This window comes from Aeromonas australiensis, assembly GCF_000819725.1.
In the GTDB taxonomy this organism is placed as follows: Bacteria; Pseudomonadota; Gammaproteobacteria; order Enterobacterales; family Aeromonadaceae; genus Aeromonas; species Aeromonas australiensis.
On the sequence record NZ_CDDH01000002.1, the window covers coordinates 98,581 to 124,809 of the forward strand.

Annotated in this window: 21 protein-coding genes, 1 tRNA gene and 1 rRNA gene; 9 read left to right on the forward strand and 14 right to left on the reverse strand. The window is 59.7% G+C overall.

Going from position 1 to position 26,229, the window contains the following annotated elements:
• Nucleotides 1-84 precede the first annotated feature (84 nt).
• Entirely contained in the window at nt 85-1,236 is a 1,152-nt protein-coding gene (locus BN1117_RS00755) for an iron-containing alcohol dehydrogenase (protein WP_040094070.1), read from the reverse strand.
• A gap of 143 nt (nt 1,237-1,379) precedes the next feature.
• Nucleotides 1,380-1,835, reverse strand: coding sequence for a hypothetical protein (locus BN1117_RS00760; protein ID WP_040094071.1), 456 nt, complete (start codon nt 1,833-1,835; stop codon nt 1,380-1,382).
• 474 nt (nt 1,836-2,309) lie between these two features.
• On the opposite strand from BN1117_RS00760, the gene BN1117_RS00765 reads away from it, so the two are divergent.
• On the forward strand, nt 2,310-3,782 hold the full coding sequence (locus tag BN1117_RS00765; protein WP_040094072.1) for a C69 family dipeptidase: 1,473 nt from the start codon (nt 2,310-2,312) through the stop codon (nt 3,780-3,782).
• Nucleotides 3,783-3,842: 60 nt separating this feature from the next.
• Here the strand turns inward: BN1117_RS00765 and BN1117_RS00770 are convergent, their stop codons facing one another.
• From BN1117_RS00770 to BN1117_RS00780, 3 genes are read right to left on the reverse strand one after another with little or no spacing between them, the layout of a single operon-like run.
• Nucleotides 3,843-4,589: an SDR family oxidoreductase gene (locus BN1117_RS00770; RefSeq protein ID WP_040094073.1), complete on the reverse strand. Its 747-nt coding sequence runs from the start codon at nt 4,587-4,589 to the stop codon at nt 3,843-3,845.
• 57 nt (nt 4,590-4,646) lie between these two features.
• Nucleotides 4,647-4,892, reverse strand: coding sequence for a DUF3624 family protein (locus BN1117_RS00775; protein WP_040094074.1), 246 nt, complete (start codon nt 4,890-4,892; stop codon nt 4,647-4,649).
• 31 nt (nt 4,893-4,923) lie between these two features.
• A complete protein-coding gene (locus BN1117_RS00780; protein ID WP_040094075.1) occupies nt 4,924-5,445 on the reverse strand; it encodes a GNAT family N-acetyltransferase in 522 nt (173 codons plus the stop codon).
• Between the two features lie 188 nt (nt 5,446-5,633).
• Between BN1117_RS00780 and BN1117_RS00785 the strand changes: the two genes are divergently transcribed.
• The gene (locus BN1117_RS00785) at nt 5,634-7,076 is read left to right on the forward strand and encodes a RimK family protein (RefSeq protein ID WP_040094076.1); all 1,443 of its coding nucleotides are present in this window, start codon (nt 5,634-5,636) and stop codon (nt 7,074-7,076) included.
• A gap of 24 nt (nt 7,077-7,100) precedes the next feature.
• Entirely contained in the window at nt 7,101-7,640 is a 540-nt protein-coding gene (locus BN1117_RS00790; protein WP_040094077.1) for an MgtC/SapB family protein, read from the forward strand.
• Between the two features lie 51 nt (nt 7,641-7,691).
• Here the strand turns inward: BN1117_RS00790 and BN1117_RS00795 are convergent, their stop codons facing one another.
• The 3 genes from BN1117_RS00795 to BN1117_RS00805 all read right to left on the reverse strand — a co-directional run bounded on the left by BN1117_RS00795 (nt 7,692) and on the right by BN1117_RS00805 (nt 11,899).
• Nucleotides 7,692-9,320: an alpha-amylase family protein gene (locus BN1117_RS00795; RefSeq protein WP_040094079.1), complete on the reverse strand. Its 1,629-nt coding sequence runs from the start codon at nt 9,318-9,320 to the stop codon at nt 7,692-7,694.
• Nucleotides 9,321-9,427: 107 nt separating this feature from the next.
• Nucleotides 9,428-11,395, reverse strand: coding sequence for a TonB-dependent copper receptor (locus BN1117_RS00800; protein WP_040094081.1), 1,968 nt, complete (start codon nt 11,393-11,395; stop codon nt 9,428-9,430).
• Between the two features lie 246 nt (nt 11,396-11,641).
• Nucleotides 11,642-11,899 carry a DUF2442 domain-containing protein gene (locus BN1117_RS00805; protein WP_040094083.1) on the reverse strand — a complete coding sequence of 86 codons (258 nt, stop codon included), beginning with the start codon at nt 11,897-11,899 and terminating at the stop codon, nt 11,642-11,644.
• A 258-nt stretch (nt 11,900-12,157) separates the two neighbouring features.
• Between BN1117_RS00805 and BN1117_RS00810 the strand changes: the two genes are divergently transcribed.
• The gene (locus BN1117_RS00810; protein WP_040094085.1) at nt 12,158-14,122 is read left to right on the forward strand and encodes an LTA synthase family protein; all 1,965 of its coding nucleotides are present in this window, start codon (nt 12,158-12,160) and stop codon (nt 14,120-14,122) included.
• Between the two features lie 90 nt (nt 14,123-14,212).
• Here BN1117_RS00810 and BN1117_RS00815 read toward each other — a convergent pair whose 3' ends face one another.
• Nucleotides 14,213-14,683 (reverse strand): Lrp/AsnC family transcriptional regulator, encoded by a 471-nt coding sequence (locus tag BN1117_RS00815; protein ID WP_005336001.1) that lies wholly within the window; start codon nt 14,681-14,683, stop codon nt 14,213-14,215.
• A gap of 143 nt (nt 14,684-14,826) precedes the next feature.
• Between BN1117_RS00815 and BN1117_RS00820 the strand changes: the two genes are divergently transcribed.
• On the forward strand, nt 14,827-15,345 hold the full coding sequence (locus tag BN1117_RS00820) for a cyclin-dependent kinase inhibitor 3 family protein (protein ID WP_040094086.1): 519 nt from the start codon (nt 14,827-14,829) through the stop codon (nt 15,343-15,345).
• Here the strand turns inward: BN1117_RS00820 and metA are convergent, their stop codons facing one another.
• The gene (metA, locus tag BN1117_RS00825; protein ID WP_040094088.1) at nt 15,346-16,293 is read right to left on the reverse strand and encodes a homoserine O-acetyltransferase MetA; all 948 of its coding nucleotides are present in this window, start codon (nt 16,291-16,293) and stop codon (nt 15,346-15,348) included.
• Nucleotides 16,294-16,437: 144 nt separating this feature from the next.
• On the opposite strand from metA, the gene BN1117_RS00830 reads away from it, so the two are divergent.
• From BN1117_RS00830 to yidA, 4 genes are all read left to right on the forward strand, one after another.
• A complete protein-coding gene (locus BN1117_RS00830; protein ID WP_040094090.1) occupies nt 16,438-17,682 on the forward strand; it encodes a cyclic di-GMP phosphodiesterase in 1,245 nt (414 codons plus the stop codon).
• 43 nt (nt 17,683-17,725) lie between these two features.
• Nucleotides 17,726-18,874 carry a CinA family nicotinamide mononucleotide deamidase-related protein gene (locus BN1117_RS00835; RefSeq protein ID WP_040094092.1) on the forward strand — a complete coding sequence of 383 codons (1,149 nt, stop codon included), beginning with the start codon at nt 17,726-17,728 and terminating at the stop codon, nt 18,872-18,874.
• Nucleotides 18,875-19,134: 260 nt separating this feature from the next.
• Nucleotides 19,135-20,802 (forward strand): DUF342 domain-containing protein, encoded by a 1,668-nt coding sequence (locus tag BN1117_RS00840; RefSeq protein WP_040094094.1) that lies wholly within the window; start codon nt 19,135-19,137, stop codon nt 20,800-20,802.
• Nucleotides 20,803-20,916: 114 nt separating this feature from the next.
• Nucleotides 20,917-21,726 (forward strand): sugar-phosphatase, encoded by an 810-nt coding sequence (gene yidA, locus BN1117_RS00845; RefSeq protein WP_040094096.1) that lies wholly within the window; start codon nt 20,917-20,919, stop codon nt 21,724-21,726.
• A gap of 100 nt (nt 21,727-21,826) precedes the next feature.
• On the opposite strand, the gene BN1117_RS00850 is transcribed toward yidA, so the two are convergent.
• From BN1117_RS00850 to rrf, 4 genes are all read right to left on the reverse strand, one after another.
• Nucleotides 21,827-24,919 carry a transglycosylase domain-containing protein gene (locus BN1117_RS00850; RefSeq protein WP_040094098.1) on the reverse strand — a complete coding sequence of 1,031 codons (3,093 nt, stop codon included), beginning with the start codon at nt 24,917-24,919 and terminating at the stop codon, nt 21,827-21,829.
• A 206-nt stretch (nt 24,920-25,125) separates the two neighbouring features.
• Nucleotides 25,126-25,443, reverse strand: coding sequence for a PTS system regulator TmaR (gene tmaR, locus BN1117_RS00855; protein WP_040094100.1), 318 nt, complete (start codon nt 25,441-25,443; stop codon nt 25,126-25,128).
• A 392-nt stretch (nt 25,444-25,835) separates the two neighbouring features.
• A tRNA-Asp gene (locus tag BN1117_RS00860) sits at nt 25,836-25,912 on the reverse strand.
• Nucleotides 25,913-26,010: 98 nt separating this feature from the next.
• Nucleotides 26,011-26,125 (reverse strand): 5S ribosomal RNA (rrf, locus tag BN1117_RS00865).
• Nucleotides 26,126-26,229 lie beyond the last annotated feature (104 nt).

Consider the following 26,229-nt stretch of genomic DNA (forward strand, 5'->3'; position numbering starts at 1 on the left):
TAACCCGTGATGCAAGAGGGCCGCAACAAGCGGCCCTCTTTTATTGGGAAAATGAATCTGCCAGGGCAACAAACCGGCGCCGGCTTATAGCGCCCGGGCGAGAATGCGCGCCACCCGATCCGGGTCGATATCCTGCTGCTCACCGAGCGCGGTGCGCCCCACCCGCTTGAGGTTGGAGCAGACCGCCGGAATGCAGCTTTCGCTGAGGCCATAGTCAGAGAGCCGGGTGCCCAGTCCCATCTTCTGGAAGAACTGCTCGGTGCGGATGATCGCCTCTTCGATGCGCAGGGCCTTGTCCTCGCGGGTCGAATGCCACACCCGCTCGGCAAACTGGGCCAGCTTGTCCTGCTTCTGGCTCGCCCGCTCACGGAGCAGTGAGGGGAGCACCACCGCCAGACTCTGACCATGATCCAGCCCGTATAGCGCCGTCAGCTGATGGCCGATGGCGTGAGAGGCCCAATCCTGCGGCACCCCGCAACCGATAAGGCCGTTGAGCGCCAGACTGGCGGCCCACATCAGATTGGCCCGCACCTGATAGTTGGTCGGCTCCGCCAGCGCCCTGGGGCCGTTCTCCACCAGCACCTGCAGCAGCCCTTCCGCCAGCCGATCCTGCACATCGCCGCCGACCGGAAAGGTGAGGTACTGCTCGGCGATATGGACGAAGGCATCCACCACTCCGTTACCGGTCTGGCGCGGCGGCAGGCTGTAGGTGGTGGTCGGGTCGAGCACCGCAAATTGCGGCTGTACCAGCGGACTGCTGAAAGAGATCTTCAGATCGCCGTGGCTCACCACCGAGGTGGGATTGTTCTCGGAGCCGGTGGCGGGCAGGGTCAGCACACAGCCCATCGGCAGCGCCTTGTGCACGCTCGCCTGTTTGCCGCAGAGATCCCAGGGGTCATCCCCCTCGTAGCAGGCGGCCGCCGCGACAAACTTGGTGCCATCCACCACGGAGCCGCCACCGACCGCCAGCAGGAAGTCGATGCGCTCGCGTTTCACCTGCGCCACCGCTTCCATCAACAGCTCGTATCTGGGGTTGGCGCCGATGCCGGAGAACTCCTGCCACGTCACCCCTTCCAGCGCCCGGGTCAGCTGCTCATAGACGCCGTTTTGCTTGATGCTGCCACCGCCATAGAGCACCAGCAGCCGACTACCGGGCGGGATAAGCGTTGGCAGGCTGGCGATCTGCCCCTCACCAAAACAGATGCGGGTCGGATTGGCATATTGGAAGTTGTACACGGCGGACTCCTCGACTGGCTCAATGCGCGGACATTGTGCGCCTGTGAGGAGGTGAGGTCAAAAGAGGTGGCAGAAGCTTGCCCACCGGCGGTCGACACTGGCCCATCGCTGCCGACCGGGTAGATATCAGAACAACGGCAGGATCAGGCAGTTTTGGCCTCCTCTGTGGATGAGCTCTTCTTGCCGGTCAGGCGATCCATCGCCTCTTTCAGCATCGCCTCTCGCTGCTCGTTGAGCGGCTTGCTCTGCTCCGCCCGCTCTTCCGGCGTCAGCTTCTTGTTATCGGCGATGGTCTTGAGCTTCTCCTCTATCTCGTTGAACTTCTTGCGATCAAACCCGAGCGCCTTGTCCACCAGCTGCTGCACCACGCCCCCCTTGTCGGAGCTCATATCCAGCGCTGGCGGCAGCTTGTTGTTCTTGGCCAGATGTTCGTAGGTCAGCACCTGCTGGGCCTGACCGGTCATGCGCTGGGTGGAGAGGCTGACCATCTCTTCCCAACCACCGCCCTGACCGCCGCTACTGGCACTGCTGAGGGTAGCGAGGGCACGGTTGTTGGATGCGCTCTGGGCAAGCTGCTGGCTGTAAGGTTTGATATCCATGGGGGCTCCAATTCGGTGCACATCTGCGGCAATGAGCACTGGCTGATCCGGTCACATGGGGCGCCAGGCCCCACCATTATCAATTAAACCAGCAAGTTACAGGCCAACTTGTCAAATAGTGCGAGACCCTGAGATATGGCGGATCTCACCACGCCCCCCACGCAAGGCTGGCGTCAGAATCATGGCTCATCTGCTGCCGGTTCACGCTGTTTTGGCACATTTCGCCGTCAGCTCGCCACGACGCCAGAGAAAAGTCAGGAACAGCAATTCGATCACAAAACAAACAACCACTCAGGAATACAATTTTGGCGCACATCACAACCAGCCAGCCGCGTCATGGATGATCTGTTCGTCAAACCAATAACAGGCAGACCAATCTGCCGAGCTCGCTCCGCTGCCTGTTCGGAGTTGCAGCCTCCCCACACCTCATCCCCTCGTCTGACTCTCACTCACCGCAACCCTTAGGGTACACCTATGAAAAAACACACCTTGAGCCTTCTCTCCGCCACCCTGCTCACCTTGCTTGGCACCAGTGCCGACGCCTGTACCGGCCTCATCGTCGGCAAGGGGGCCAGCTTGGACGGCAGCGTGATGATCGCCAGAAACGAGGATTTTGGCGTCAACAACTGGAACAAGTACCTCGCCTTCCGGCCCGCGCAGCAGAACGAGGGCAAACTCTGGAAGCTGGGCAACGGGCTGGAAGTGCCGATGCCCAAGGCATTTTTCGCCTACTCCGCCATTCATGACTGGGATGCGACCACCAGCGACCCTGACGGCAAGTATTACGAGCAGCGCGGCATCAACGAGTTCAACGTCGCCATTTCGGCCACCACCAGCGCCGAGATCAACGACAAGGCCCAAAAGGTGGATCCGCTGATCGAGAAGGGAGTGATTGAAGCCATCATCCCGACCCTGATCCTGCCGCAGGTCAAAACGGCCAAAGAGGGGGTCGAGCTGCTCGGTCGCTATGTGGAGCAATATGGCGCCGGTGAGGGCAACAGCCTCTATCTGGCGGATGAGAACGAGGCCTGGCTGATGGAGATTGGCTCCGGCCACCACTGGATCGCGGTCCGGGTGCCGGACGACAGCTACGCCATGGTGGCCAACGGCCTGCGCATCCACGGCGTCAATCTCGACAGCGCCGATGTGCTGCACTCGGCCAAGCTGCTGGAGTTCGTGCGCGAACACAAACTGCTGGAGAACGCCGACCCGAAAGAGTTCAACTTCGCCAAGGCGTTCGGGGTGATTGCTGACCCCTACAACGTGGATCGGGAGTGGCTCGGCCAGAACATGCTGACTGCCTCCCACAAACAGGCGACCCGGCAGGCGCAATATCCACTGTTTATGAAGCCGGATGCCCCCATCGCCGTGCCGGACGTGGCCAGGGTGCTGAGCGCCACCTATGACGGCACATCGCTGGCGGGCAAGGCGGAGCGACCGATCCGCATCGATCGCCAGCTGGAATCCCACGTCATCCAGTTGCGCAAGGAGATGCCCAAAGAGCTGCAAGGATTGATCTGGCAGAGCTACGGCGTGCTGGCCGAATCTGTGATGGTGCCGCTCTACAACACGCTGGAAAACTATCCCCTGCCCTATCGCACCGGCAGCGACAGCTACTCCGATGATTCCGCCTACTGGCAGTTCCGCAGCCTGACGGCGCTGGCCAGCGCCGATCCGGACAAGTACCTGCCACTGCTGCGCGGCGTCTGGAGCAAGGAGAGCAACAAGCTCTACAAGGAGGTGGCGTTGCTCGACCAAAGCCTGAAGCAGGCCTATGCCAGCGACAAGGCTACCGCCATCGGGCTGGCCGCCGACTACTCCTATGGCCAGTTGGAGCAGACCTATCAGATGGCCAAAGATCTGCGCTACAAGCTGATGACGGATCTCACCAAGCGCAGCGAGAAGAAGTATTCGCCGGAGGAGTTCAAAAAGATCATGAGCCTGTGACCGGCTCGCCAACACAAAGAGGCTCCCACGGGAGCCTCTTTGTTTCAACCAATGCAGCGATCAGCGACGGCTGATATTGAGCGGGCCGAAGGTCTGGGCCACCGGCATGATCTCGATGCTGTTGATATTGACGTGGGCCGGTTGCTGGCTCACCCAGAGCACGGTATTGGCGATATCGTCCGGCTGGATCGCCTCCACCCCCTGATAGACGGTAGCCGCCTTGGCATCGTCACCGTGGAAGCGCACGTTGGAGAACTCGGTGCCGCCGCACAGGCCCGGCTCCACGTTGGTGACGCGAACGGCGGTGCCCGCCAGATCGGCGCGCAGGTTGAGGCTGAACTGCTTCACGAATGCCTTGGTGGCGCCGTAGACGTTGCCGCCCGGATAGGGGTAAGTGCCGGCGATGGAGCCGATATTGATGACGTGGCCGCGATTGCGCGCCACCATGCCCGGCAGCAGCAGGCGGGTGAGCAGGGTCAGACCGCTGATGTTGGTGGCAATCATCTGCTCCCAATCTTCCAGATCCGCCTTGTGGGCCGGCTCCAGCCCCAGCGCCAGACCGGCGTTGTTGACCAGCAGATCCACCTCGCTCCAGGCGGCTGGCAGGCCGGCGATGGCGGCGCGGGTGGCCGCCTTGTCCTGCACGTCGAACGCCAGCGGCAGGAACTGTTCCCCCAGCTCGTCAGCCAGCGCAGCCAGCCGCTCGGCACGGCGACCGGTACCGATCACCTTGTAGCCCGCCTGCACCAGCTGGCGGCTGATAGACTCACCAAACCCGGACGAGGCGCCCGTTACCATTGCAATCATCTGAATCTCCATTATCTCAACCGATATTGTTATTTATGTTGTTGAAACCAATCTGATTTATTCATCGCTCAATTCACGCCCGGTCGCCTTGCGCCAGACAAATACCAGCAGATGGAGCAGCAACAGGCCCGAGCCACCCAGCGCAAACAGCAGGCCGGTGAGGGCGTTGACCGAGGTGTCGGCGCCGCACCACCACCAGACCAGCCAGCCACTCAGGCCGATGACAAAGGTCTGGATGGCGCAGACCGGGCAGCGCCCCAGCTTGGCCTTGATGGCGGTGGCAAGACAGTTGTCGCAGCTCATCCTGCTCCTCGATTCTGCTCGTTCAATATGGTCAGTTGGCCTGCGCAGAGGGCTTGCGAGCCTGAGTGCGAGCCACTCTGCGCCGCTCACGCTCCTCGTCGCTCACCAGCGGCAGCACCAGCCGGTGGGCGTGCTGGTCGCAGCCATAGTAGTCCGCCAGCCGCTGCTGGGGACGAAATCCCAATCCCTGATAGAGCGCCAGCGCCTCGGCATTGACATCCGCCACCTCCAGCCGGATCGCCCCCCAGCCAGCCTCGCGCCCTTCCCGGATCACCTGCTCCAGCAGACGGCGGGCCCAGCCCAGACGGCGCACCGTCCAGCGGATGGCGAGGGTCTGGATGATCAGCCGATCCCAACCCTTGTGCTCCAGCAGGCAGAGATAGCCCATCAGCTGATGTTTCTCGTCCAGCAGCAACAGGGTACGCCCCTTGGCGTGGGCCAGCAGATAGTGCCAGCGGCTGCGGCCAAAGGCGACCTCGGGGGGAAAACAGTAGCGTTCCAGCTTAACGATGGCGCCCAGATCATCGGTTCGGGCCGCACGAATGGTCAGCACGGGGAGTCCTTGTTCGGTTATTTATATCTTCAGCACCAAAGATGCGACTTGTATCACAAGTTACCAAGGCGTCATATTAGGCACTGTAACCTCTTGTTTCCCCTCGCGCCATTGCCGTGCTTGTCGGTGCATCGAAGCCCACTGGGGATCCTGCCTGTTCAGGCAGTCTGATCTGTGGAGCCGAAAATATGAGTACCTATGTCATTGTCGAAGAGCTGGGCGACTGGCCCTGCCATGCCGATTATCTGCTGACCGCCCGCACCTACCTGCAACATGGCGTGCCGACCACTGGCGGGCGACCCCGTATCATCAACCTCTGCCGCAATCTGGAGCACCTGAGCGCAGGCTACTACTGCTCGCTGCTGGCCCAGGCCCGCGGCCACCACTGCCTGCCGGGTCTGCAGGCAATCAGTCAGTTGCAACCCCAGCAGCCGCCGGCCAAGCTGTGGCGTAAATTGCAGGGCTGGCTTTCCCAGCAGAGCGAGGACCGGATCCGGGTGCGCGCCATCTTCGGCCAGTGTGAACAGAGCGAACTGGCGGGGCTGGCCCGCTACTACTATGGTCTCAGCCAGCTGCCACTGCAGGAGCTGACCCTCAAGCGCGGTCGCCACGGCTGGTCGGTGCGCCAGCAACAGAGTCTGTCACCGCTGGCACTGAGCCAAAGCGAAAAAGCGCTGATGCTGCACCACGCTCAGGCGCTGGTGGGCACCGGTGACGAGGAGCAGGCGGCGCCACGCTACCAGCTCGCCATTCTGGTCGACCCCCATGACGGTCGCGCCAGCAGCGATACCCTGGCGCTGGAGCGCTTTATCGAGGCGGCCGCGGCCCAGGGGATCCGGGCCGAGATCCTGCCACCGTCGGCCATCGAGCGGCTGCCAGAGTTCGATAGCCTCTGGCTGCGCGCCGAGACGGCAGTCGGCCACTACACCTTCGAATTTGCCCGCCGTGCCGAACAGCTCAAGATGCCGGTGATCGACAGCTCCCGCGCCATCCTCGCCTGCAGCAACAAGCTCTACCTCTACGAGCTGATGGTGCGCAGCGGTGTGCCCATGCCGCCCACCATGGTGGTAACCCGGCGCGGCCGCCATCAGGTAAGCGAGCTGGTACAGCGGCTCGGCCTGCCACTGATGGTGAAGGTGCCCGATGGCGCGCAGGGGCGCGATCTCGCCATGGCCAGCGACGAGCAACAGCTCACCCGCCTGCTGGACGAGGGGTTGGGGCGCTCCGCCCTGCTCTTGGTACAGAGCCGGATCCCCGCCGAGTTCGACTGGCGCATCGGCTTTCTCGACGGCTCACCGCTGTTTGCCTGCCGCCGCTATCGGCCCGAGCCCGGCAACCGTATTCGCCGCCGCAAGCACCCCCTCGACATGAGCCGCATCGAGGCGTTGCCGCTTAATGAGGTGCCGGAGCGGGTGCTGCAAACCGCACGCCGCGCCGTTCATCAGCTAGGCAACGGCCTGTTCGGGGTCGACTTGCGTCAGCTGGGACGCGACTGCGTGCTGCTGGAAATCATCGACAATCCCTGGATCCGTGGCGATATTGAAGACAAAGAGGCAAAGGACCTCTACGAGCGCCTCGCCCGGGCCTTCCGCCAGCGGCTGGATAACCGGGGACAGAGCGGGGCCGGATAACAAGCATCGACAGCAGAGGTGAAGATGATGACAGCAAACTGGTTGGACATAGCCCCTCTGGGCTGGGAGAACATCCTGCTCTGCCTGGTGTGTGGCACCCTGGTGGGACTGGAGCGACAACTGCGTGGTAAACCAGTGGGGATCCGCACCTCCTCCCTCATCATCCTCGGTACTTACTGCTTTCTCGCCATTGGTGCCGCCGTCAGCCCCCAGGGCGCCGATCAGGCACGGGTGCTGGGTCAGCTCATCACAGGTATCGGTTTCCTCGGCGCAGGCGTCATGATGACCCGGGAAGGCCAGGTACTGGGGGTCACCTCGGCGGCCACCGTCTGGATGCTGGCCGCCCTCGGTGCGCTCATTGGCATGGACATGCTGCACCAGGCGTTGCTGCTCACCGGCGTCACCCTCTCGATCCTGGTGGGAGTCGACTATCTGGAGAACAGCTTCAAGAGCCTGCGCCGTGGCGTGCACAACCGGCTGGAGAACTGGCGCAACGGCAACGGTCATAGCCAGGTACCCGCCGGCACACGTCCGGATGACCAGGGTAGCGATATCGAAAAGTAACATCGCCCATGAACAAGGGCTCCGATTTGGAGCCCTTGTTGTTTGTCGACCTCAGCGCACCAGCAGGAAGCGCCCGGTGAGGGGAGGCAAATCCACCGTCACGCTGTTGCCGCCGATGGCCAGGCGCTCACCACTCTGCAGATCCACCAAGGCGCTGCCGCTGCGTAGCTTGCCCGTCGGCAGGTTGTAGCTGAGCACAGAGGTGGAGAGGTTGAGCAGATAGACAACTTGCTCCCCCGCAGTCTGCTTGATGTCGCCATAGAGGCTGCCATCGGCCACCAGCTTGACTCGCTCCCCCTGATAGAGGGCTGGGTGTTTGGCGCGCAGGGCCAGCAGTTGGGCCAGCCACTCTTTCAGCTCGGCCTGTTCGCTACCCGGCACAAAGCCGGTGACACCGGGCACCTTGCCATCGCTGCGGGCCACATGATCGTCGCACAAGCCCTGCGCCGCACAGTCGCCACTCACCTTGGCAGCAAAGCCCGGCACCTCGTCGCCAAACTCCTCGCCATAGTAGAAGGTGATGGGGCCAGAGCGGGCCGCCATAAAGCTGAAGGCCGCCTTGTGGCGCTGCCAGTAGTCCGCCGGATTGAGGTTGCCGCGCTCCAGCAGATCGCCGAAGCGCACCAGATCGTGGTTGCCCAGCATCAGGTTCGGCATGGCGTGGCTGGGGTAGTTCTCTACCTTGTTCCAGCTGGCATCGAGCACGCTGGCCCCCTGCCCACCCTTGCCGGACTCCTCCACCGCCAGCGCCTGCAGGATGCCGTAGCGCAGCGGGAAGTCAAAAGCCGAGGAGAGCGCCGGGTTGTCGCTGCTGCCGTAAGCCTGGGCGCGAATGTCATCGGCGCCCTTCCACACCTCACCCACCATGTAGCCCAGGGTCCCCCACTGCTGACCAGCGGCCTTGCGCGCCGCGCTGGCCTGCTCCACCTCGCGGCGAATGGCTCGCCACTCATCGAGGCTCAGCTGATAGGCCTGATCGAGGCGCCAGCCGTCGATGCCGTACCGCTCGACCCAGTAGCGGGCCACCTCCTTGAAGTAGGCGAGACTCTGGGGCTGGCTGTAATCCACCAGCTGACCCGGATAATCGGCACCGCCGCTGGTGAGGGCTGGCAGACGCCCCTCTGGCGAGGGCTTGCTCACCCCTACCTTGTTGACGTGGCCAAACACCCCGTCTAGGAAGACATAGAGACCGCGCTGATGAGCCCCGTCTACCAGCTGTTTGAGCTTGGCATTGCTGCCAAAGTTGGGATCCACGGTGAAAAAGTCGCAGGCGAAGTAGCCGGTGGCATCCAGCTTGTCATCACCACCTTGCCCTGCACAGGAGTCAAACACCGGGGTGAGCCAGATGGCGTTGACGTTGAGGCTCTTGATGTGGTCGAGACTGTCGATGATCCCCTGCAGATCGCCGTTGTGCCGGGAGGGCCCATAGCCGACGCCGTAGTTGGCGCTGCCGTCACCGTCGACGAACGACTCCACCATTACCTGATAGATGCGCAGGTTGCAGGCGAGTTGATCATCGCCATAGCAGGCTCGATTGGCAGTGGCGACCGGGGGGTGAATGGCCGGTGGCTTGACGACGGGGGGCGTACTTTCCCCGCCAGAACTACCGCTGCCGCCACAAGCAGCAAGTAACAGGGCGGCCCCGAGCAGACCGCCATAGCGCAACGTTCCCTGTTTCATTGTTATGTTCCCGCAGTGAGAGCAGGCGTCTGATACGCCTGTTTTCACCATGATAGCGATCGCTCGCCGAGGGGTCTGTGACTGAAAACGTTACCCTCTTATCTTGCTCAGAGCACGCCGTCGGCGGCGAAGCGGTAGTTGACCGAGAGCCAGTAGGAACGCCCCGGCTCGGGGATGCGGCCGCTCTGCTCGTAGCCAAGCCCCGCCTGACTGGCATGCACCGACTTGGAGAGGTGTTCGTAGTAGAAGGTGTCGAACAGATTGTCGACCCCGGCCGAGAGCTGCCACCCCTTGGCAAACTGCCAGGCGCCACTCAGGTTCATGGTGAAGAAGCCCGGAGTCTCCCCCTGATCCTGACCCGCAACGGTACCGGAACCGACGTCCACCCTATCCTGCGCTGCCACGGCGCGTCCCAGCAGGGTGAAGTTCAGCGCCTCGTCAGGCTGCCAGCCCAACGCCAGCTTGCCATCAAGCGGTGGCATCTGGGCCAGCGGCTTGTTGTCGCTGCGGTTTTCGCCGTAGACCACCGCCAGACCACCGTCGAGACGCCACTGCTCGGCAAACTGCCAGCGCCCCTCCAGCTCGCCACCGCGAGTCTGGGCATCGATATTGCGCACCTTGTTCGACTTGCTGTTGTAGAGCAGGTAATCCTTGATATCGGCGCTAAAGATAGAGAGGGTCAGGTCCAGCTCGCGGCTGCGCAACGCCAGCCCAGCATCCCATTGGCGACTGCGCTCCGGGTTGAGAGTAAAGGGGGTAACGTCTTTGTTGCGCTCCCAGTAATCCGGCGCCCGCTCTGCCTGCCCCCATGCCAGATAGCTCGACCAGCGGGGCGACCACTGGTATTCGTAGCGGCCAAAGCCGCTGTCCAGAGTCAGTGTATCGCTGTAGAGGGTCTGATCCCCCGCGCCGTAACGGGTAGTCTCAACCCTGTCCTGACGGTAACCCCCTTTGTAACTGTGAGCCCCCTGCTGACGGCCCAGTTCGGCGAAGCCGCCCTGCTGCTCGAAACGCAGGGTGCGCTGGCGTGGCTTGTCTGCATAATCCAGATCCTTGCGAAATCTGTGTTGATCCCGGTTGCTGTCGAGCCCGGCGGTCAGCAGCCAGTCGGCTGGCAGGGCGATATCGTTGGCCCAGCGCCCGCCCGTGTTGCGGCGATCCGGATTGGAGAGCATCTTCATGCCGCTGTTTTGCCGCAGGCTGAAGTTGTCCATGATGTGGTCGATATAGTTATCCCACAGGGTCAGCTCACTGCGCTGCCAGTAACGGGTGACCTGCTCCTGCTTGAGCTTCAGCCCGAAGGATTCGCGATCAAACATGGGGCCGTCCATGGTGCGGTCCGCATAGGCGGCGCGGGCGTTGCTGCGTTCGGCGGTGAGCTCCAGCCAGGTGTGCTCCCCCGGCGTCCAGCCCAGCTGGGGGGTGCCGTTCTCGCGGCGATAGAAAGATCGCACCTTGTTACCATGACCATCGCGATAATCGTCGCTGTCGGAGTGGGTGAACTGACCGCGCAGATAGCCATCGGGCGAACCCGCCGTCATATCCACCATCTGGTCATCACGGCCAAAGCTGCCAAAGAGGGCCGAAGCATCAGCCTTGAGACCCGGTGCGGTGAACTCGGGCCTGTCCCGCTCGAACAGCACGGTTCCCGCCAGGGTCGCCCCCTGCTCGAGGGATTGCGGCCCCTTCAGTACCCGGATCCGGTCAAAGGATTGGGGGAACACATAGGCCGTGGGCGGGTCCATCCGGCCGCCACACCCACCGGCCAGCATGCCGCCATCCATCTGCACGTTGAGGCGGGACATCCCCATCCCCCGCAACACGGGATCGCCGCCCAGCCCCCCTTTGCGCACCATGCTCATGCCGGTGACACTCTTCAGATAACCGGCGCCGTCGGCCGCCGGCATGGGGGAACCGGGCTTCTTGGGATCCAGTGTCACTTCAAGTGTGCTGGCGGGGCGGGTTGCCACCACCACCATGGGATCCAGCTGTTGCAACGATTCCTGACCGGCAGCGCCGTGACAGGCGAGTCCACCAACCAGCAGGGCAAGGGGTGTGCGCATATGACAAGCCATACATTTTCCTTATGTATTTGTTTGTTTTGTTTTTTTTCATTAAACCAACCAAACCTTTCTGCAGGGGAAGGGTTTGCCGTCAGGCCGCAAAAAAGGCCTGCGGCGTGAAAGCGGCAAGCCTCTGTCGGGGAAAGCGAAGGCAAGTTGGCAAAATGTTGCGCAGGTTTTACCCAAGTTCATTCATAAAGGCAAACGGACAAACATTCCAGTAACAGGAATCTGGCGGTGGCTCACAAAAAGCGGGGATTAGCTGAAGGCTTCCCGCTCATCGATGGGCGAGATCAGGTGATAAACCTCGTGGGCAGACAAGGTGCATCCGACAGGCCACTCCAGCTGGTGGTGGCGATTGATAAAGACCCGGGCGCAGTGCCGTTCGCTCTCCAGCTTTGCAAACAGTGGCTGGGCTCGCCAGGGGGTCAAATCCAGCACACCCGTGGTGCCATCCGACAGCACCACAAAGAGGCGCCCACCCTGTAGATACTCCACATCGATAAAGACCGGCATTCCTCTTGCCTCCACGAAGATAATTCGCGGAAATTATAAATGGTTCAGCCTCTTCCATGTACAGCAAGGCTCACATTTCACCCAGCAGATTACTCTGAACTCATTTGCTGGAGAGGCTCACACAGTTAGATAAGTAATATGTTAATTGCTTATTTTCCCCACCCCCGTGCAACCTTATCCATATCGGCTTGTCATACCAGCACAACAAATAAAAAAGCGTCTGTGGACAGTCGCTTACAGGCTCAATCAGGAACATTCATGACAACACTAAAGCAGCGGCTAGGGCCATATTGGCCCTTCGCCGTCTTCTGCGCGCTCGCGCTTTTTTCTCTCTCTTTCAGCCGCATCGCCCTCGGTCTCTGGCAACTGGAACGGGTGGAGGCCGTGGCCGGTTGGCAGCATATGCTGCTGCAAGGGATCCGGGTCGACTTTGCAACCCTCTGCTGGGTCTGGGGGATCCCCGCCATGCTCACCCTGCTGCTGGCAGGCCCCCACGCCATCGGCCGGAGCTGGCTGCAACTGATGCGCGTCTGGCTGACCGTCGGACTCTGGCTGATGCTGTTCCTCGAGATCTCCACCCCCTCGTTTGTCACCGAGTATGGCGTGCGCCCCAACCGCCTCTATGTGGAGTACCTCATCTATCCGAAGGAGGTGTTCGCCATGCTGTGGGCGGGCCGCAAAGCCGAGCTGCTGTTGGCGTTACTCTTCAGTGGCGCCGCGCTGACCGGTGGCTGGTGGCTGAGCGGCCGTCTGGTGCGTGGCCTCAGCTTCCCCCGCTGGTATCTGCGTCCGGCCTTCGCCCTGCTCATTCTGGCCATAGGTTTTCTCGGTGCCCGCTCCAGTCTCGGCCACCGCGCCCTGAACCCGGCCATGGTTGCCTTTGCCGATGATCCGCTGGTCAACTCGCTCACCGTCAACTCTGCCTACTCCCTCTTCTTTGCCATCAAACAGATGAGCGCCGAGGAGGATGCCGGCCAATTTTACGGCGAGATGACCCCTCAGAAGGTGTTCGACGTGATGCGCAAGGAGAGTGGCCGTCCGGCCAGTGATTTCAACTCCGAGCTGCTGCCCAGCCAGACCTTCAACCAGGCGAGCTTCCAGGGTAAACCGAAGAATCTGGTGATCCTGCTGCAAGAGAGCCTGGGCGCCCAGTTTGTCGGCTCCCTCGGCGGCCTGCCGCTCACTCCCAACATCGATGCCCTGTCACAGCAGGGTTGGGCCTTCGAGCAGCTCTACGCCACCGGCACCCGCTCGGTGCGCGGTATCGAGGCGGTACTGACCGGTTTCACGCCGACTCCGGCACAGGCGGTGGTCAAACTCGGCAAGAGCCAGACCAACTTCTTCACCATCGCCGACCTGCTCAAACAGCGGGGTTACGACACCAGCTTTATTTACGGCGGCGAGAGTCACTTCGACAACATGCGCAGCTTCTTCCTCGGCAACGGCTTCACCACCATCGTCGAGCAGAAGGATTTCGACCATCCGGTATTCAAGGGCTCATGGGGCGCCTCCGACGAGGATCTGATGGCCAAGGCTGACGAGACCTTCAAGGCGCTACACAAGGAGGGCAAACCCTTCTTCAGCCTGGTGTTCAGCTCCAGCAATCACGATCCGTTTGAATTCCCGGACAACCGCATCGAACTGTTCGAGCACCCCAAACAGACCCGCAACAACGCGGCCAAGTATGCGGATTACGCCATCGGCGAGTTCTTCAAGAGGGCGAAACAGTCCGAATACTGGCAGGACACCCTGTTCCTGGTCATCGCCGACCACGACAGCCGGGTCGGTGGCGCCAGTCTGGTACCCATTCCCCGCTTCCATATTCCGGGGGTTATCGTGGGCGACGGCATTGCGCCGAAGAGGGATCCACGCATCGTCAGCCAGATCGACATGGCGCCGACCCTGCTCTCCCTGATGGGGATCAGTGCCGACTACCCCATGCTCGGCAAGGATCTGACCCGCATGCCCGCCGACTGGCCGGGGCGCGCCATCATGCAGTACGACAAGAACTTCGCCCTGATGCGCGGCAAGGATGTGGTGATCCTGCAACCGGAGCGGGCGGCAGAGGGCTATGTCTACGACAATGCCAGCGAGAAGCTGACCCTTGCGGCGCAGCCGGACACCTTGAAGGAGGATGCCCTTGGTCTTGCCCTGTGGGGCAGCATGGCCTATCAGAAGAGTCTCTATCAGACGGCCAAGGATGAACGCACCGCCGCCAATTGAGCCGCCCGTGCAGATTCAACCCATAGCAGATAGAAAAAACCGCCAGCTGGCGGTTTTTTCTATCTATCCATACTGTCGGCCCGCAGGCCGTTATGGCTGGGGAAAGCAGGGCAGGGAGCGGCTGAACTTGTGTTCAAACACCAGCGAGGTTTCGAGGTGCACCACCTCCTCGCGGGAGGTGAAGTGATCGAAGACAAAGTTGCGCAGGTGCTCGGTATCGGAGACACAGAGGTGCACCAAAAAATCATCCTTGCCCCCCATGTGGAACAGGCTGATCACTTCGGGCAGCGCCAGAATGGCATCGCGGAAGGCATCGATGATCTGACGGCTGTGGCGGGCCAGCTGCAGGGAGACCATGGCCTGAATATGGCCACCGAGGGCCTGATAATCCACTTCGCAGTGCGCCCCCTTGAGCACGCCATCCTGCTGCAACTTGCGCACCCGCTCCAGACAGGTGGAGGGTGCCACCCCCACCAGCGCGGCCAGATCCTTGTTGGTCATGCCCGCATCCCGAAACAGATGGGCCAGAATATCCAAATCCAGTTGATCCAGGTTTCTCATCTTAACTCCTTGAACCGCTCAATTTTTTAGACTCTGCCCGTAAACCGGGGCAAACACAACGGCCATTGACATCCCCCCTGCCCCGCCTATTCTTGGCGCCATTCACCGGCTGCAGCCCTGTGGCCACCACGCGAGGATCCGCCATGCACCCGTATCACCCCTTCTGGAGCCTTGAGGTTCCCCGTGTCGATGGTCAGCTGCTGCTGACCCCCTGCCCCGGCACCCAGCAGGTGCCGCTGACCCTGGCGCTCGATCAACTGCGGTTGGCCGGTGCCCACGGGGTGGTGACCCTGATGACGAGCGCCGAGTTAACCCAAATCGAACTGGCGCAGCTCGGCCAGCAAGTCGAGCAAGAAGGGATGCGCTGGTTCCATCTGCCCATTGAGGATGATCTGGCCCCCGACGCGACCTTCGAGGCCGCCTGGCAACAGGCACTGCCGCAACTGCGTGAGCTGCTGGGGGATGGCAAACATCTGGTCATCCACTGTAAAGGGGGCAGCGGTCGTACCGGTCTGGTCGCCGCCGCACTACTGATGACCCTCGGCCAGCCACAGCAAGAGGCGATGGCCGCCATCAAGGCTCACAGATCCAAGGCTTTCAACCTGGCCTGCCACCGCCAATGGCTCGACCGGTTGGCCGAGCGGCTGGCGCAGGGTGACTGACTACTTGCCACCCTGGTCGTAGGTGAAGACCTTGCCGATATCTTCCACCCGGTAGCTGGTGAGCTGATAGACGTAGTAGTTGAGCCAGTTGGCAAACAGCAGATGACCGTGGCTGCGCCAGCTGGCCCGCGGGGTCTTGCCCGGATCGTTATTCGGGTAGTAGTTGACCGGAATGGCCGGGTCGAGCCCCGCCGCCAGATCGCGCTGATACTCCCCGTCCAGGGTCAAGGCATCGTACTCCGGGTGCCCGGTGACAAACACCTGACGACAATCCTTGGTCGCCGCCAGATAGACCCCCGCCTCTTCTGACTCGGCAAAAATCTGCAAGTCGGTATGGGCGCGGATAAGATCGCCATCAAACGCCGCGTAGCGGGAGTGAGGCGCGACAAACTCGTCATCGAAACCGCGCAGTAACGGTTCGTGCTCATCGAGGCGATGGTGGCGGTAAACCCCGGAGAGCTTCTCGCCGTGGGTCTGCTTCTCCATGCCATAGAGCGCCTTGAGCGCAGCCTGCACTGCCCAGCAGAGGAACAGGGTCGAGGTGACATGCTGATGGGACCACTCGATGATCTCGACGATGCGCGGCCAGTAGACCACCTCCTCGAACTCCACCAGCCCGAGCGGCGCCCCTGTGATGATCATGCCGTCGTAGTTGTTGCCACGCACCTGCTCGAAGTCGTGATAGAAGTTCTCCAGATGGGCCTGGGGCGTGTTCTTTGACTCCCTGTCATCGATGCGCAGCAGATCCACATCCACCTGCAGCGGCGAGTTGGAAAGCATCCGCATCAGCTGGATCTCGGTCTCAATCTTCTTGGGCATCAGGTTGAGGATGAGCACCCGCAGCGGGCGGATATTCTGGGTGACGGCCCGGGATTCCGTCATCACGAAGATGTTCTCCTGCCCCAGCACTTCGGCGGCGGGTAACTGATCCGGGATCTTGATCGGCATGCTTACTCCCTGTACTGCATCGGTAAATATGTCTGGACATCCAGAAGCCTATAATAAAGCTCCCGCCCTGTCATCAGATACCTTTTGTATTCACCCCCACCTTTGACTAGCATACGGCTCTGTGTCTCTCCTGCTTCCAAGATCATGACCGGTATCAAGATTTCCGTAGATCGACTGCAAGTCGGCAACTATGTATCCCTGCCACTGGGGTGGCGCGAACACCCGTTCCTGTTTTCCAGCTTCAAAATCAAAAGTGAAGAAGAGATCGAGCTGATCCGCCGTCTCGGCCTCAAGATGGTCACCATCATTCCCGACAAGAGCGACGTTCCGCCCAAGCCCCTCAATCAGGTGCAGGCACAAGCCGTGCCAACCGAGAGTGCCGATACCGCCCAGCGGCAAGCACAGATGCAGCGAGAGAAAGAGCGCTGCATCGAGCAACTGCAACAGTATCGCCGCAATCTGCAGCAGTGTGAGAAGCAGTTTCAGCAGTCGCTGGCCCAGGTACGCAGCGTAATGAGCAAGATCCAGTCCCGCCCCCTCAACGCCATCGGCGAGGCACAGGAGCTGATCAACGCCATGACCGAGCAGCTGCTCTCGGTAGACGAGATGGTGCTCCATCTGGTCTCCGATACCGAGGATGGCAACAATCTCTACTTCCACTCCCTCAACGTCAGCGTGCTCAGTATGCTACTGGCCAAGGAGTGCAAGATGTCGGCCGACGAGATCCGCCAGGTCGGCATGGGGGCGCTGTTCCACGATATCGGCAAGCTGAAGATCCCGAGCCAGATCCTGCGCAAGAGCGAGCCGCTCACCAAGCCGGAGCAGAACCTGATGGCCCAGCACCCGCGCTACGGGCTGGATCTGCTCAATCTGGCCAGGGATTTCCCGGCCGAAGCGAAGGGGATCGTGCTCCATCACCATGAGTATCTCGATGGCAGCGGGCCGGAGGGGCTCAAGGGTGGTCAGCTCACGCCTCTGACCCAGATGGTGTCGCTGATCAACGAGTACGATAACCTCTGCCATATGCAGGCCAAGGTGCCCTACTCGGCCCTGAGCGGTCTCTACAAGCAGCGCAAGGCGCAGTTCAATCCGGAGTACCTCAGCATGCTGATCCGGTTGATGGGGATCTATCCCCCTGGCAGTGTGGTGCAACTCTCCAACGGTCAGGTGGGGCTGGTGATGTCGGTCAACGCTTCCCGCCTGCTCTACCCCTCGGTGCTGGTCTATGATCCGCGCATCCCCCGTCAGGAAGCCGCCATTATCGACCTGCAGCAGGCCGAACTGTCGATCGCCAAGGTAATCCACCCCAAACGGCTGCCGCCCGCGGTGTTCGAGTACCTCAATCCGCGTACTCGCATCAGCTACTACTTCGAGCACAACAAAACCTGATTGCCCTCACCCCAAGCCACCCGTTTCCCCCAAGGAGCCAGCCATGCGCATAGAGATAATCTCGACCGGAGACGAAATAGTGACGGGTCTGGTCGTTGACACCAACGCTGCCTGGCTCAGCGCTCTGCTGCTGGAACAGGGGTGGCAGGTGCGCCGCCGCATCACAGTAGGAGATAACCTCAATGATTTGAAGGCCGCACTGCAAGAGAGCGCCAGGCGGGCCGAGGTGGTGCTGGTATGCGGCGGGCTGGGGCCCACCGCCGACGATCTCACCGCACAGGCGGCGGCCGAGGCCTTCGACAAACCCCTTGCTCTATTTCCCGACTGGCTGGCCACAATAGAGGCACGCTATGCCAGCCGGGGCCGCATCATGCCCGCCAGCAACGCCAAGCAGGCCTGGTTACCACAGGAAAGCGAGACCCTCGACAACCCGGTCGGCACAGCCTGCGGCTTTGTGGTGCAAAGTGGCCAAAGCCAGCTCTTCTTCACCCCGGGCGTACCATTCGAATTCAAGCAGATGGTGCGCGAGCAGATCTTGCCGCGCCTCAAGACGCTGGCCGGCACCCGGATCGACACCGAGCTGCGCCGTTTTTACACCTTCGGCATCTCGGAGTCGGCCCTCAGCGACCTGCTGGATGCCGCCCCCTGGCCCACTGGCATCGAATTGGGTTATCGCTCCTCCATGCCCCTTATCGAGCTGAAACTGATTGGCCACGGCGCCAGCGCAGCTGATATAGCGAGTGCCGAGTACCGACTGTTGGACACAATCCATCCCTGGCTGGTTGGTAGCGGGGATTCGGAACCGGCGCAGCAGATCCTTGCGCTGCTGCAAGGCAAACCACTGACTCTGCTGGAGGGGGAGAGTGGCGGCGCCCTGCTGGCGCTTTGTCAGGGCTATCCCCGGCTGGAGGCCCACTTCAGCACACAACTGGCCGATAAGCTGACGCAGTTGCCGACCGCCGATATAGGCCTGCAGTTGGCCATTGGGCGAGAGGGGGCAGAAGGTGTGCCATTGCAGCTCAGCGCTGATGGCATACACATCGGTCAGACGGTCAAGGTCAGCCACCCCGACCCGGAGAGCCGCCGCAAGATCCTCGCCTTTGCCGCTCTCGACATGCTGCGCCGCCACCTGCTGGGGGAACCTGTGCTCGGCGATTACCTCACCTTGGCCAGAGCGGCGCTACGGGACTGATAACTCCCCCCCCTGCCAACGACACCATGGCGCTGGCAGGTATCTCTGGTCGCGAGCCCCCGCTGCACGCCATGCCAAACAGCGCCTGCATTTATCCAGCCGCCATCACCGATTTGACTTCAATTCATTGACCATTCAGAGGAAATATCTGAATACTGCTCACTCTCAGGATTGACGACTCGCTTTATTAATCATTGAGAGATTAAATGACAGTGGAGGGGCGATCCTATCGTCATTGTTTCATCCAGCAAGGAGACGCTGTGTTAAGCAAAGAGTGGCTGCTGCTATCAAGCGATATGGAACTGGTCTGCCTGCGGATTGCCACCGGTCTGACCAAACCCGTTACGGAACAGGATGTGCAAGCTCTGCTGCTGGCTTCCAACTGTCGCCGCTATCAGCCACTGCCTGAGGGGATCAAACAGGCTATCAGCCTGCTCAATACCCTGCTCACCAACCCTGCGGCCCCTGTGCCCGCCAACCCGATCCCTGTCGGCAAACGTGAGGATGCCAGAGTCACCATAGTGGTGGAAAAAGACCGGATGAGCGCCATCGCCCAGATCACTGCTGACTGGGGAGGCAAGCATATGACACTGGAACAACTGCAAGAGGCGATCGATCTCAGCGAGGTCAAGCAGGGCATAAGCGAGCAGCTCGTCTCCATCGCCATCCAGTCAGCCAGAGAAGCTGCACCTGGCAGCCAGCTCAAACTGGTCATTGCCCGCGGCCAGCCTGCCGTCAATGGTCAAGACACCCAATACGAACGGTTGGTAGAAACCCCGGCCGAGCGGATCCTCAAACCGCAGGAGCTGGATCATGGCAAAGTCGATCTGCGGGATCTCGGTTCTATCGTCACCGTCAAAGCTGGTGCGCCACTGATGCGCCGCCATCCGGCCACCGCCGGGGTACCCGGCTTTACCGTGACAGGTCAGGAGTTGCCCGCCAAGGATGGCAAAGACAGCCCGATGAGCGCTGGCGAGGGAACCTTCATCTCTCCCGATGATCCCAACCTGCTGATAGCCAGTCGGGCAGGCCTGCCCTGTCAGGAGAAAGCGGGTATGAAGGTGGACGAAGTGCTCACCGTCAAACAGGTAGATGCTCGCCACGGCCACATCACCTTTGAAGGAGGGCTGATCGTCAATGGCGATGTCAACCCGGGCATGAAAGTCCGGGTCAGTGGCGATATCGTTATCGGCGGGTTTATCGAAGGTGGCGTGATCGAGGCTGGTGGCAGCATCACGGTGCGACACGGAATCATCGGTCGTCGCAACGAACAGGGGGGGTATCTCTGCCAACTCAATGCCCAGGGCGAGATCCATGCCAGCTATGCCCAATATGCCCAGCTTGAGGCCGGGGGAGATATCCAGATCCAGAGCCAGCTCAGTCACTGCTACAGCCGCAGCGGGCAGGATATCAGGGTGGGTGACAGTAACATGCGCAAAGGCACACTGCTGGGGGGTACCTCTATTGCCAATCGCCTGATCATGGCACCCAATATGGGGGCCGAGGCAGCCAACCATACCAAAATTCAGATCCTCGGCGGCTACTTCACCCACAAGGAGCAGGAGAGCCAGCTAAAAACGCGCCAGCAGGAGTGTCTGGCCCAGCTCGACAAGATTAAGACACTGGCGATGAGGCTGTTGCAGTTGCCCAGTGACAAACGCAACCCGGAAACCTTGCGTAAACTCAAACCCATCCGGGATCATCAGCTAGCCCAGCTCTCCCAGCTCGATGAGCAGCTCACTGCAAATAATGAAGAGCTGCAGAACTTGATGGATCAGATGGAGGTCATTGCCACCCAACACCTCTTCTCCGGCATCGAGGTCGAGATGGCCTGCTTCAAGCGCAGGGTCACTATCACCCGTGGCCCCACCCGGCTGACTATTCACGATGAAAAGCTGGAGATGATCCCTTACGAGGGACGCAAATAGGTCAACCTACACGGGCAGATCTCGGAACCAGCCGTGATCCCGCCGTCGATTTTCGCTACACTCGCCACTTCCCTGGCCCCACCGGACGGGCCACCCAGACTCAGGTAGTGAGAGATGTACAAGCTGATCGCATTGGATATGGATGGCACCCTGCTCAACCCGCAGGGACAGATTACTCCCCGCACTCACGCAGCCATCACGGCTGCGCGCGCCAAAGGGGTAACCGTAGTGCTGGCCTCTGGCCGCCCGCTGGAAGGGATGAGCCGCTACCTGGAAGAACTCGGCCTCACCACAGAGCATGACTACGTCATCTGCTACAACGGAGCCCTGGTGCAACAGGTTGCCGATCAGCGCATCATCCGTAGCCAGCTGCTGAGCGGCAGTGACGCCAGCACCATCGCCAGGCTAGCTGACGAGCTGGCGGTGAACGTCCATGGTTTCTCGGTAACCCGTGGCCTGATCAGCCCCCGCGTCAGCACCTACACCGAACATGAATCTCGCCTGATCGGCATGCCGATCAACCTGATCGACTTCGCCACCCTGCCTGCCGATGAGCAGATCATGAAAGTGATGATGATCGATGAGCCGCCCCAGCTCTCCCGCGCTATCGAGCGGCTGCCTGCAGAGCTCTATGAACGCTATACCGTGGTACAGAGCGCCCCCTTCTTCCTTGAGTTCATGAACAAGCAGAGCAACAAGGGAACCGGCGTTGCTGCGCTGGCCGAGCACCTGCGCCTGACCGCCGAACAGGTGATCTGCGTCGGGGATGCCGGCAACGACCGCCATATGATCGAGTACGCGGGACTTGGGGTAGCCATGGGCAATGCCACCGATGAGATCAAGGATCTGGCCCAGCACACCACCGCCCGCAACGATGAGGATGGCGTGGCTCAGTTAATCGAACAGTTCGTGCTAAACGCCTGATCCCAGAGGGCTCGACTACCCCCAATGAGAGCAAAAAAACGGGGAGGCTGTCAGCCTCCCCGCCAATTTCCCGCCCCTGATTAGCGACCAGCCACTTTCGTCACTGGCTGGCCAGGCACTGGGTATGGGCTCCCGGCTGCAGATATGGCATCAACAGCGGTGCCATTCCCTTAAGCACTTGGACCGGCAGTGCCGAGGTAAAGCGGAACTTGTCGGACTGACTACCCGGCACATAAGCGGTCAGGGTACCGAAGTGATCATCCCCCAAATAGAAGACGAAGGTGGCAGTGCGGTTACGCGCCAGCGAGCTGATGACGTTACCCCCTCGCCCGACCGACTGGATCCGGTTATCTCCTGTGCCCGTCTTCCCCCCCATGGCAAGCGAGGTTCCATCTGACAGCACAAACGTATTGCCTATGCGACGTGCTGTTCCTGCCTCCACCACATTAGCCAATACCCGACGCAGCTCAGTGGCCACCTCGGAGCGCATCACTCGATTTCCTTCTTTATGAACCGGCACAAACTCGGTAGCAAAAGGGGTATCCTCCGCGAAAGCGAGCTTTTCGATGCGCAGGGTCGACGTCCTGATACCATCATTTTGAATAATCCCCATCAATTCAGCGAGAGCTGCAGGTCGGTCACCGGAGCTGCCCAAAGCGGTAGCCAGTGAGGGGACCAGATGCCCGAAGGGATAACCCAGTCTCGCCCAACGTTGATGGATGTCTAGAAAAGCCTCGACCTCCAACATGGTACGGATACGGCTATCTCTGGCGCTGCGATGGCGCGTCTTGAACAACCAGTTGTACACCTCGAGTCGCTCTGACCGGCTGGCGGTGACCGCCTCACTGAAAGTTTGCTTTTCAGCTTCATTCAGATAGCGCAGCAACCACAGTTCGAGTGGATGTACCCTGGCAATATATCCCTGGTCAGGAAGAGAATATTTGCCTGGCGCATAAGCGTTATAAAGCTGTGTCACGCGCGTATCGGACAACTCGGCAAACAGCGCTCTGGGTAAGCGAAGCTGTAGAAAAGAGCGAAACTCCTCTTCTGTTGCCTGCGGGAAAATATAGCGATGTACCGCTGCCAGCCTGCTTGCTCCCGGTTTCAATCCATCCAGAAAGAGATCAAGGCGCTCTTCTGCTTGTTTACCTTGATATTTACGCCAGAAACGCAGCAGGTATGTTTGACCCTCTTTATCGGCAAAGCGCTCAAGATACTCGGTTCGACGGGGGTCTTTATCATCCTTGAGCAATTGTGCACGATTACCATCACGATAGAGTGTATATCGCACGATATCTCGCATCAGTCTGACAAATGGCAGATTGATCGACTCACGCATAGCGATATCCATCGTAACGATACGGCTACCGTCTTCCCGCTTGAAGTTATTGAACGTATGCATCCCTCCGCCGGTAAAGAAACGCTCGCCCGTACTGGCCGAATATTGACGCTCCATTGCAGCTCGTAGCATAGAAGAGAGGTCACGCTCTTTACTGCTCAACAACCAGTTAATCGCCCAGCGACTGAGCACAGCCTGTTCATCAAGACTTTGCTTGCGTAATGTATCTGCCGGCATCAAGGCATAGCGATCATGTAATTCGGCCACAATCTCGAGATAGGTTGCCAGCACACGTAACTTGGCAGTAGAGCCGAGCTCGAGCTTGCTGCCTTCATTAATGTCAAAAGGCTGATTGGTATTGTCTGTCTGTACCCTCACCTTAAATCCATCTGGTGTTTTCTCAAACAGAGTAAAACTGTAACGAACATCCTGGGTCTTCTCTGGTGACAATAAGCGTTCGCCAAACAACCCCACCTTAGCCGCAACATCCCGATCTGCCAGCTGATGCAGATAGTCTGTCACCGCATCTTGCAGTGGCATATTAAGGCTTGTGCCAGCGGTGAGATCCATCCTGTCAAGATCATAAAGCTGTACTCCCAGGCTTCGACTTAATCCAGTCCTTGCAACCTGTAGCCCTTTGTTATTCATCACCCTGGTGATTGCGGGAGCCTGTAGAAAATCACGATACGTCAACTTGGCATCAAGAGCCGCAGACATCAGCTCAGGGCTGATCATCCCCTCCTGCACAAACAATCGAAGATAGCTATCAGTCAAACGAGCCAACGCCTCACGCCCCTGGGCCAAATAATAGGAAGGACGGCGATGCGCAATCATCAAGGATACCACCTGACGCAGGGCTAGCCCCTGTTCGGCCAACGGCGCATTCTGGTTGCGGGCGGGATCCAGCAGACGGTTTACCTCATCGACATTGGCACCAAACCAGACCCAGAGCCCATCCCCCAGACCATGGACCTCACCATATCCCGGCGCAGCCGAGAGCGGCACCGAGTTGAGATAGGCCCAGGCGACCAGCTTGCGTGCTTCGAGGGTTTCCGGCCCAAGACGATAAGCCCGTACACTGGCAGAAACCATCTGGCGGATCTTCTCGGCCGGAGAGAGGGTCAGACCATCCGGCGAGTGGCGGTACTTCTCCACCTGAGTCGCCAGAGTGCTACCGCCGGCAGATTGATCCTGCATCTCCAGCGCCTTGCCCACCTGAGAGAGCGCTGCCTTGGCAAAACGTGGCCAATCGACCGCCGGATTGGCCAGCGGCTCCTTGTTACTCAGCAAGTCGCGATTCTCGATAAAGAGCAGCGACTGGATAACCAGCGGCGGAATGGAGTCAAAGTCCGGATAGTGATGGGTTGGATACTTGAACTGATAGAAGGGCTCAGCACGGCAGTCGTGCAGCGTCAGTCCCGCCTGCACCTTTTCGGTATAGGGCACGAAGAAGCCACGGATAGCATAGTCATAGAGTGCATCCGAGAAATGCGCCTGTTGACTGACTTCATACCCCCGTTGCAGCAGCCGCTCCTGCATCATAGGCAGCAAGACATAACCGAGCCGCTTATCGAACGGGCCATCTTGGGGAAATGCAATCTGCTTGCTCTGGCCTGGCTCGACCTGATAGGTAAGTTTGGCGGCATAGCGAGAAAGCTCCTGAGATTGCAGCTTCGAGGTTTTCATCTCATAGCCAATCAGAGCGATCACCGCGCCCAAGCACAATAAAAAGATAAAACAGAATAGCCAACGCCACCAAGAACGACGTTTACGCGTTGGGTTCCCGTCCGTGGTCTGGACAGATGAATCTTGAGATGCCACTTGTGTCAAATCCGTCTGTTCTGATGCGCCCATATCAGCCCCACCATGGTTGCGCAATTTATTGCGTTTCACTCAAGCTTGGTCTTTCAAGTCAATGGCTTGAAACGATTAACTGCTTTGTAGTGATGGTAACAGGGCAATTCTAAAAAGGGGAGCCGATTGTTGCAGCAGTGCGAGAGATCCGAGCTGATAACAAAACACCGGCAGTAGCCGGTGTCTCTTAAGCGAAAACTGAGTGCTTACTTATGAGAACTCATAGCCTTCAGCTTGGTGCTCAGCTCTTTACGCTCTTTGGATAGCTCGGCATTCTTGATGATGTGATCATCCACACGCTCTTCATAGTCGGTACGCATGTTAGCGATGATCGCCTGCACATCATCAATGCTCATACCCGGTTTGATGTAGTCGCTCAGGTTGTCGAGCAGCAGTACCCGCTTCTGGTTGTCACGGATCTTCTTCTCGTTGTCCGCAATTTCACGCTTGAGTTTGTTCTGACGACGGGACATTCGCACATATTCCAGTACATCGCTGAAGGTGGACTTGTTTACTTGTTCCATATCGATACCACTGACTTAAGGTTGATAAAAACGGGCCAAGTTACACCTGGAACCCGGCAAACTCGGCGCGGGACAGGTAAACTCAAGATGCCCTTACTCTACCGAGTTATAAGCGAGATACAACCCTCATCATGTATCAAGAACAAAGTTTGGGCAGAACTAAACCAGTTCAAACGGTTGGTAATCCGCCAGGGTAGGCGGCTAATATCGATATGCATGGAGTAATAACGCTCTTTTTAACCATCTTCTGGCAGGTAAATCAAACTCAAAATACAAAAGCCCGGTCGATAGAGTGAGGGTTGTGTTCAATCTGGAGTGCAAATCTGTTGGTTCTATGGGAAAAATGACCCATAGCAAAAAGGCCTTCCCGTTAGGGAAGGCCTTCAAATTAGTGGCGGAGCGGACGGGACTCGAACCCGCGACCCCCGGCGTGACAGGCCGGTATTCTAACCGACTGAACTACCGCTCCGCTGTCTGGTTAGCTTTTTGCTAAATTGTCTGCCGCTTCTATGAGGTGTCATCCTCGCAGCCAGCATCGTAATCTTGCACGTTGCTGTTTAATTGGGTGCCTGGCAGTGTCCTACTCTCGCATGGCGAATGCCACACTACCATCGGCGCTACCGCGTTTCACTTCTGAGTTCGGCATGGGATCAGGTGGTTCCACGGCGCTATGGCCGCCAGGCAAATTCTTCATCTGAAAAGCTGACGTGAATAGTGATGTTGCCCTTGGCTTGTCACTATCACTGAATTAGTTAGTAGTTCGCTCTATTTGCTACAAGCCTTAGA

Bases quoted from the DNA above. Each gene is read 5' to 3' on its own strand.
- BN1117_RS00760 (WP_040094071.1), bottom strand. From the start codon at position 1,835: ATGGATATCAAACCTTACAGCCAGCAGCTTGCCCAGAGCGCATCCAAC.
- BN1117_RS00765 (WP_040094072.1), top strand. From the start codon at position 2,310: ATGAAAAAACACACCTTGAGCCTTCTCTCCGCCACCCTGCTCACCTTG.
- BN1117_RS00770 (WP_040094073.1), bottom strand. From the start codon at position 4,589: ATGATTGCAATGGTAACGGGCGCCTCGTCCGGGTTTGGTGAGTCTATC.
- BN1117_RS00775 (WP_040094074.1), bottom strand. From the start codon at position 4,892: ATGAGCTGCGACAACTGTCTTGCCACCGCCATCAAGGCCAAGCTGGGG.
- BN1117_RS00785 (WP_040094076.1), top strand. From the start codon at position 5,634: ATGAGTACCTATGTCATTGTCGAAGAGCTGGGCGACTGGCCCTGCCAT.
- BN1117_RS00790 (WP_040094077.1), top strand. From the start codon at position 7,101: ATGATGACAGCAAACTGGTTGGACATAGCCCCTCTGGGCTGGGAGAAC.
- BN1117_RS00795 (WP_040094079.1), bottom strand. From the start codon at position 9,320: ATGAAACAGGGAACGTTGCGCTATGGCGGTCTGCTCGGGGCCGCCCTG.
- BN1117_RS00800 (WP_040094081.1), bottom strand. From the start codon at position 11,395: ATGGCTTGTCATATGCGCACACCCCTTGCCCTGCTGGTTGGTGGACTC.
- BN1117_RS00805 (WP_040094083.1), bottom strand. From the start codon at position 11,899: ATGCCGGTCTTTATCGATGTGGAGTATCTACAGGGTGGGCGCCTCTTT.
- BN1117_RS00810 (WP_040094085.1), top strand. From the start codon at position 12,158: ATGACAACACTAAAGCAGCGGCTAGGGCCATATTGGCCCTTCGCCGTC.
- BN1117_RS00815 (WP_005336001.1), bottom strand. From the start codon at position 14,683: ATGAGAAACCTGGATCAACTGGATTTGGATATTCTGGCCCATCTGTTT.
- BN1117_RS00820 (WP_040094086.1), top strand. From the start codon at position 14,827: ATGCACCCGTATCACCCCTTCTGGAGCCTTGAGGTTCCCCGTGTCGAT.
- metA (WP_040094088.1), bottom strand. From the start codon at position 16,293: ATGCCGATCAAGATCCCGGATCAGTTACCCGCCGCCGAAGTGCTGGGG.
- BN1117_RS00830 (WP_040094090.1), top strand. From the start codon at position 16,438: ATGACCGGTATCAAGATTTCCGTAGATCGACTGCAAGTCGGCAACTAT.
- BN1117_RS00835 (WP_040094092.1), top strand. From the start codon at position 17,726: ATGCGCATAGAGATAATCTCGACCGGAGACGAAATAGTGACGGGTCTG.
- yidA (WP_040094096.1), top strand. From the start codon at position 20,917: ATGTACAAGCTGATCGCATTGGATATGGATGGCACCCTGCTCAACCCG.
- BN1117_RS00850 (WP_040094098.1), bottom strand. From the start codon at position 24,919: ATGGGCGCATCAGAACAGACGGATTTGACACAAGTGGCATCTCAAGAT.
- tmaR (WP_040094100.1), bottom strand. From the start codon at position 25,443: ATGGAACAAGTAAACAAGTCCACCTTCAGCGATGTACTGGAATATGTG.